6 protein-coding genes are annotated in these 5,901 nt (G+C 63.2%); 5 read left to right on the top strand and 1 reads right to left on the bottom strand.

Annotation, left to right across the window (positions count from 1 at the left end):
- Positions 1-1,033 (bottom strand): FAD-dependent oxidoreductase (locus EN879_RS21580; protein WP_127274236.1); only part of this gene is annotated, 1,033 nt, incomplete at its 3' end.
- Positions 1,034-1,466: 433 nt separating this feature from the next.
- On the opposite strand from EN879_RS21580, the gene EN879_RS21585 reads away from it, so the two are divergent.
- From EN879_RS21585 to EN879_RS21605, 5 genes are all read left to right on the top strand, one after another.
- The gene (locus tag EN879_RS21585) at positions 1,467-2,756 is read left to right on the top strand and encodes an imelysin family protein (protein ID WP_063170455.1); all 1,290 of its coding nucleotides are present in this window, start codon (positions 1,467-1,469) and stop codon (positions 2,754-2,756) included.
- A 112-nt stretch (positions 2,757-2,868) separates the two neighbouring features.
- Positions 2,869-3,180 carry a (2Fe-2S)-binding protein gene (locus EN879_RS21590; protein ID WP_013527915.1) on the top strand — a complete coding sequence of 104 codons (312 nt, stop codon included), beginning with the start codon at positions 2,869-2,871 and terminating at the stop codon, positions 3,178-3,180.
- Positions 3,146-3,631 carry a bacterioferritin gene (gene bfr, locus EN879_RS21595; RefSeq protein WP_013527914.1) on the top strand — a complete coding sequence of 162 codons (486 nt, stop codon included), beginning with the start codon at positions 3,146-3,148 and terminating at the stop codon, positions 3,629-3,631. The genes EN879_RS21590 and bfr overlap by 35 nt, the downstream gene beginning before the upstream one ends.
- A gap of 12 nt (positions 3,632-3,643) precedes the next feature.
- The gene (locus tag EN879_RS21600) at positions 3,644-5,245 is read left to right on the top strand and encodes a di-heme oxidoredictase family protein (protein WP_063169985.1); all 1,602 of its coding nucleotides are present in this window, start codon (positions 3,644-3,646) and stop codon (positions 5,243-5,245) included.
- On the top strand, positions 5,245-5,901 hold a 657-nt coding region (locus tag EN879_RS21605), incomplete at its 3' end, for an imelysin family protein (RefSeq protein WP_281034600.1). The genes EN879_RS21600 and EN879_RS21605, both read left to right, overlap by 1 nt.

The raw sequence follows: 5,901 nt of genomic DNA on the forward strand, positions 1-5,901 counted from the left end.
GCACGACATGGCTGTCGCCGCCGGCGGTCAGGCCGACCATCTGCAGCTTCATGTCGCCGATGTCGGACCAGAACCATGGCACCGCAGAATAGGCGTCGGCATGGCCTGATATCGTGCGCGCGGCAAGCCGCGCCTGGTCGGTGGCATTCTGCACCGATTCCAGCCGCACGTCGCCGCCGGTGAACCAGTGACGGTAAGAGGCAGCATCGCCAATAGCGAGAATCTCCGGCACCGAAGTCCGCATCTGGTGATCGACGCGGATGCCGTTGGCGATGCCGAGGCCAGCTTCCTGTGCCAGTTCGACATTCGGCACGGCACCAATGCCGACAATGACCATGCGCGCCGGCAGTCTTTCGCCTGACGAGGTGATCGCGGCCACGACATGACCGTTTTCGCCTTCGAGCCCGGCGATCGAGGTGCCGGTGAGGATGCGCACGCCCGTCGCTTCCAGCCGTTGCCGGACGTGGCTCGCCACCACCGGCGCCACGGCGCGGCCGAGCAGCCGGTCCACCGCCTCGACCACTGTCACCGTGCGGCCGGCGGCCCTCAACGTGGCTGCGATCTCCAGCCCGATGAAACCGCCGCCGAGGATGACGACTTCGTCGGTTTGCGCGCTGAGGTCGCGAATCAGCCGCGCATCGGCCAGCGAGCGCAGCGACAGCACCCCGGACAGATCGGCACCGGGCAGCGGCAGCGTGCGCGGGCGCGAGCCTGTCGCCAGGATCAGGTGGTCGAAGGCAAGCGCACCACCGCCGGCAATATCCAAACTGCGGCGTCCGGCATCGATGCGATCGATCCTGACGCCAGGCCGGTAGTCGATGGCGCTGCCGGTGTAAAAGGCCTCGCCGCGCAAGGGTTGTGGCTTGGCCTCGGCATCCTTGATGAAGGTCTTCGACAGCGGCGGCTTGTGGTAGGGCAGTTCGTCCTCATCTCCGACGAGGATTACCGGTCCGTCATAACCGTCCTCGCGCAGACTTGCGGCCGCTTGCACGCCCGCATGGCCCGCGCCGACAATGACCACACCGTTCTTCATCGCACTCAATCCCGATTCTACCCTAGGATGTTCCGCCAGATGGCAATTGTCTGGCACCGCTGCAAGCGAGCTTTTGCGGGTCGCATCCGGGATGGCGGCTGTCAATCGCACAGTTCAGCGGCAAGACCGGTGCAGGAAAATGCATAAAGTTGACAGTCGCAGTTTAGAATAATTCTAAACTGTTGTTTCGATTGACTTTTCTTGCGGATTGTCATTGACATCCGACGGTGTCGCAGCTTTATGGAAGCTCGCGCGTCAGCGCATCCCTTTAATGTCTGGGCCTTGAACCCTTTCGATTGGAGGCATTTTGGTGTCTTTCTTCCGCGAACCGCGCGATGGCGCGGCATCTCTTGCGCCCAATGGCCCGCAGATGGCCTGGCGCCGGTTGCTGCGCGCGCCGTTTACAGAATTTCCGAGAAACTGGAGAGTGATCATGACAGCACGATATGGCAGCAGGCTTGCGGCGATCGGCGCCACTGCCCTGCTGACGGCGGCGGTATTCGTGTTGCCGGCAAAGGCGGAAACCGATGTAAAGGCGGTCATCAAGACCTATTCCGACATCGCGCTCGCGAAATACGAAGATTCGCTGACCACCGCGCAGGCGCTCGACAAGGCGGTCGACGCGCTGCTCGCCACGCCATCGGTGGAAACCCTCAACGCTGCCCGTGACGCCTGGAAGGCATCGCGCGTTCCCTACCAGCAGACCGAAGTCTACCGCTTCGGCAACAAGATCGTCGACGACTGGGAAGGCAAGGTGAATTCCTGGCCGCTGGATGAAGGCTTGATCGACTATGTCGCCAAGAGCTACGGCACCGAATCGGACGCGAACGCGCTCTACACGGCCAATGTGATCGCCAACAAGGAGATCGAGATCAACGGCAAGAAGGTCGATGCATCGAAGCTTTCGCCGGAATTCCTCTCCGGCACGCTGCAGGGAGCCGGCGGCATCGAGGCCAATGTCGCCACCGGCTATCACGCCATCGAATTCCTGCTCTGGGGCCAGGACCTGCATGGCACCGGCCCGGGTGCCGGCGAGCGCCCCGACACCGACTACGACCTCAAGAACTGCACCGGCGGTAATTGCGACCGCCGCGCCGAGTATCTGAAATCGGCCAGCGACCTTCTGGTTTCGGATCTTCAGGAGATGGTCGGCAACTGGAAGGAAGACGGCGCCGCCCGCAAGGCTCTTGTCGATGGCGAGCCGAACACGGCGATCTCGACGATCTTCACCGGCATGGGCTCGCTGTCCTACGGCGAACTGGCCGGCGAGCGCATGAAGCTCGGCCTACTGCTGCATGATCCGGAAGAGGAGCACGATTGCTTCTCCGACAACACCTACAATTCGCATCTCTACGACGCCATCGGCATTCGCGCGGCCTATCATGCGAGCTACACGCGTCTCGACGGCACCATCGTTTCGGGTCCTTCGGTGGCCGATATGGTGAAGGCGGCCGACCCGGCGATCGACAAGGAACTGTCTGACAAGCTCGATGTTTCGGTCGCCAAGATGGAGGCGATCAAGGCGCGTGCACTGGCCGGCGAGGCCTATGACCAGCAGATCGCCGAGGGCAACATTGAGGGCAATGCCACCGTCCAGGCGGCGATCGATGCGCTGATCGATCAGACCAAGTCGATTGAGCGCGCCGTCGGCTCCCTGAAGCTCAGCACCATCGCCTTCGAAGGGTCCGACAGCCTCGACGCGCCGGACAAGGTGTTCAAGTAAGGGGTAAACGACGGAGACTGACCCGGAGCCGGACAACCGGCTTTGGAACGGCCTCCGCCAGAAGATCAAGCCACACGGCGCGGGAGACGCCGTCAGCCAGCCGAGCAAGCCAATGCTGATTTGTCATTGCAACATCATCACCGAGAAGGAGATCGAGCAGACGATCGTCGGGCTGCTGGACCAGGATCCCTGGCAGTTGATCGTGCCGGCGAAGATCTATCATGCAATGCAAAAGCGCGGTCGCTGTTGCGGCTGCTTCCCAAATGTGGTGGAAACGATCATTCGGGTCACCGAAAACTACCACGCCCGCTCGGAGGCGAGCGGCGTGGATGTCGTTTCACACCTGGATCGCGTCAGAGGCCTGCGCATCCAATACGGGAGCAGAATTCATGAAAGGCGATCCGCAGATCATCGAGCGGCTTAACGAGGCCCTTTTTCTGGAGCTTGGGGCCGTCAATCAGTACTGGGTGCATTTCCGTCTGCTTGAGGACTGGGGATACGCGAAGCTGGCAAAGAAGGAGCGGGCGGAATCGATCGAGGAGATGCACCATGCCGACAAGCTCGTCGCCCGCATCATCTTCCTCGAAGGCCATCCGAACCTGCAGTCCGTGGCGCCGCTGCGCATCGGGCAGAACGTCAAGGAAGTGCTCGAATCCGACCTTGCCGGAGAATATGACGCACGTACCGCCTACAAGCGTTCGCGCGAAATCTGCAACGACGCCGGCGACTACGTGACGATGAAGCTGTTCGAGGAATTGCTGGCCGACGAGGAGGGTCACATCGACTTTCTTGAGACGCAGCTCGACCTGCTTGCCTCGATCGGCGAGGAGAAATACGGCCAGCTCAACGCCGCATCGGCAGACGAGGCGGAGTAAGGGCATGCGGGAATGCGGCGCCTGCTAGAATTCGTGCGCCGCTCGCGGCGGGCCAATGGCTCGCCGCCCCCTGAGAAGACGCCAGCCGGATTGGCGCGTCGGCGCTGTGTCATGCTCGTGTTGGCGCTTACCTCTTCGGCGATGGCGGGTGATCTTCAGCCGGCCGGCTTCGCTACCACGCGCACCGACCTCAATGCGAAGGATCAGGCGCGCGCCATCGCCGTCACCAGGCCGACCACGGATTTTTCCAGGCCAGAGCCGTTCGAACTGATGCAAGGTGGCGCCGGCACGTCCCGAAAGGACGTCAGCCGCGATTCCTTCTCGCAATCCTCGGCCAACCTCACCTTCGAGGAACAGGGCGACTTCAAGCTTGGCAATGCCCTTTTCCGCAAGAACTGGGTCTCGTCGCCATCCTCGACGCAGGCGTCGGACGGGCTCGGCCCGCTGTTCAACGAACGTGCCTGCCAGAACTGTCATCTGAAGGACGGCCGCGGCCGCCCGCCGCAAGGCGACGCCGGCACCACGTCGATGTTCCTGCGGCTGGCCCGCGACGCCAGCAGCGTGGAAGAGAAGGCGGCGCTTGCCGACCATGAGGTGCTCAACTTCCCCGACCCGGTCTACGGCAGGCAATTGCAGGAGCTCGCCGTACCCGGCCTGCCCGGTGAAGGCAGGATGCATATCGACTATCAGGAACGTAAGGTAGAGCTGACGGACGGCGCTGTGATCTCCTTGCGCAAGCCGAGCTATTCGGTTGACGGCCTTGGCTACGGGCCGCTTGACCCACGCACCACACTGTCGCCGCGCCTGACCCCGCCGATGATCGGCCTGGGCCTGATCGAACAGATCGCGCCGTCTGATATTCTCGCCCAAGCCGATCCGGACGACAGGGACGGCGACGGCATTTCCGGCAGGCCGAACATCGTGCGCGATAGCCTGAACGGGGAACTGACGCTCGGCCGCTTCGGCTGGAAGGCGCAGACCGCGTCGATCCGCCAGCAGGCGGCGGATGCCTTTGCCGGCGACATCGGCATCTCGACGCTCGAAGAGCCGAGGCATTGGGGCGATTGCACTGCTGCGGAGGCAAAATGCCTCGCCATGCCGAACGGCGTGCAGCAGCGTCTTGGCCCGGTCGAGGCGCCGCCGCCGGTGATGGATCTCGTCACCTTCTATTCGCAGAACCTGGCCGTGCCGTCGCGCCGGGACCTCGACCGGCCGGACGTGCTCGCGGGCAAAAAGACATTCTACGAGATCGGCTGCATTGCCTGCCATACGCCGAAATTCGTCACGCGCCGCGATACGCCCAATAAGGCGCAGGCCTTCCAGTTGATCTGGCCCTATTCCGACTTCCTGCTGCACGACATGGGGCCTGATCTGGCCGATGGCCAGGCCGTGGGCGATGCGACGGGCAATGAGTGGCGCACGCCGCCGCTGTGGGGCATCGGCCTGACCGAGACAGTCAACGGCAATTCCTTCTTTCTGCATGACGGGCGCGCGCGCAGCCTGGCTGAGGCGATCCTGTGGCATGGCGGCGAGGCGCAGAAAGCGCGCGACCGTTTTGCCGCCGCTAACGCGACCGAGCGTGACGCATTGCTCAAATTCCTGGAGTCACTGTGATGTTCAAGCGTTCTGCATTGTTTTTCGCTCTTCCGCTGGCCCTGCTGGGCGTTGTCCCTGCGTCGGCGGCGGTCAAAGCCTCCGACATCATCCAGCGGGCGATCGATGGCTTCGTCCGCCCGGCCTATGCCGGCCTGCACGAGCATGCGGAAGCCTTGACCGGATCCATGCGCAAGCTGTGCGTCACGCCCTCGCAAGGAGAGCTCGATGCCGCACGCGCCGAATTCTCCGCCACCGTCTATGCCTGGTCGTCAGCCGAAATCATCGGCTTCGGGCCGATCAAGGAGAACAACCGGCTGGAACGCATGCTGTTCTGGCCGGATCGCAAGAGCATTGGCCTGAAGCAGGTGCAGGCGGCGCTGTCGGCGAAGGATCCAACCGCCACAGATCCGGCACAGCTGGCCGGCAAGAGCGTCGCCATGCAGGGGCTGGGCGCGCTGGAGTTCGTGCTTTACGGCGACGGCGCCGATGCACTGGCCGGCAAGGATGATTCCTACCGCTGCGCCTATGGCACTGCTGTTGCCGGCAACATCGAAACCATGGCCGGCGAGGTCAGCGCCGCCTGGAACAAACCGGACGGCTTTGCAGCGCTTTGGGCCAATCCGGGGCCGCAGAACCCGCTCTACCGCGACGGCAATGAAGCGGTGACCGAACTG

This window comes from Mesorhizobium sp. M7A.F.Ca.AU.002.02.1.1 (genome assembly GCF_003998535.1).
GTDB classification, from domain to species: Bacteria; Pseudomonadota; Alphaproteobacteria; order Rhizobiales; family Rhizobiaceae; genus Mesorhizobium; species Mesorhizobium ciceri.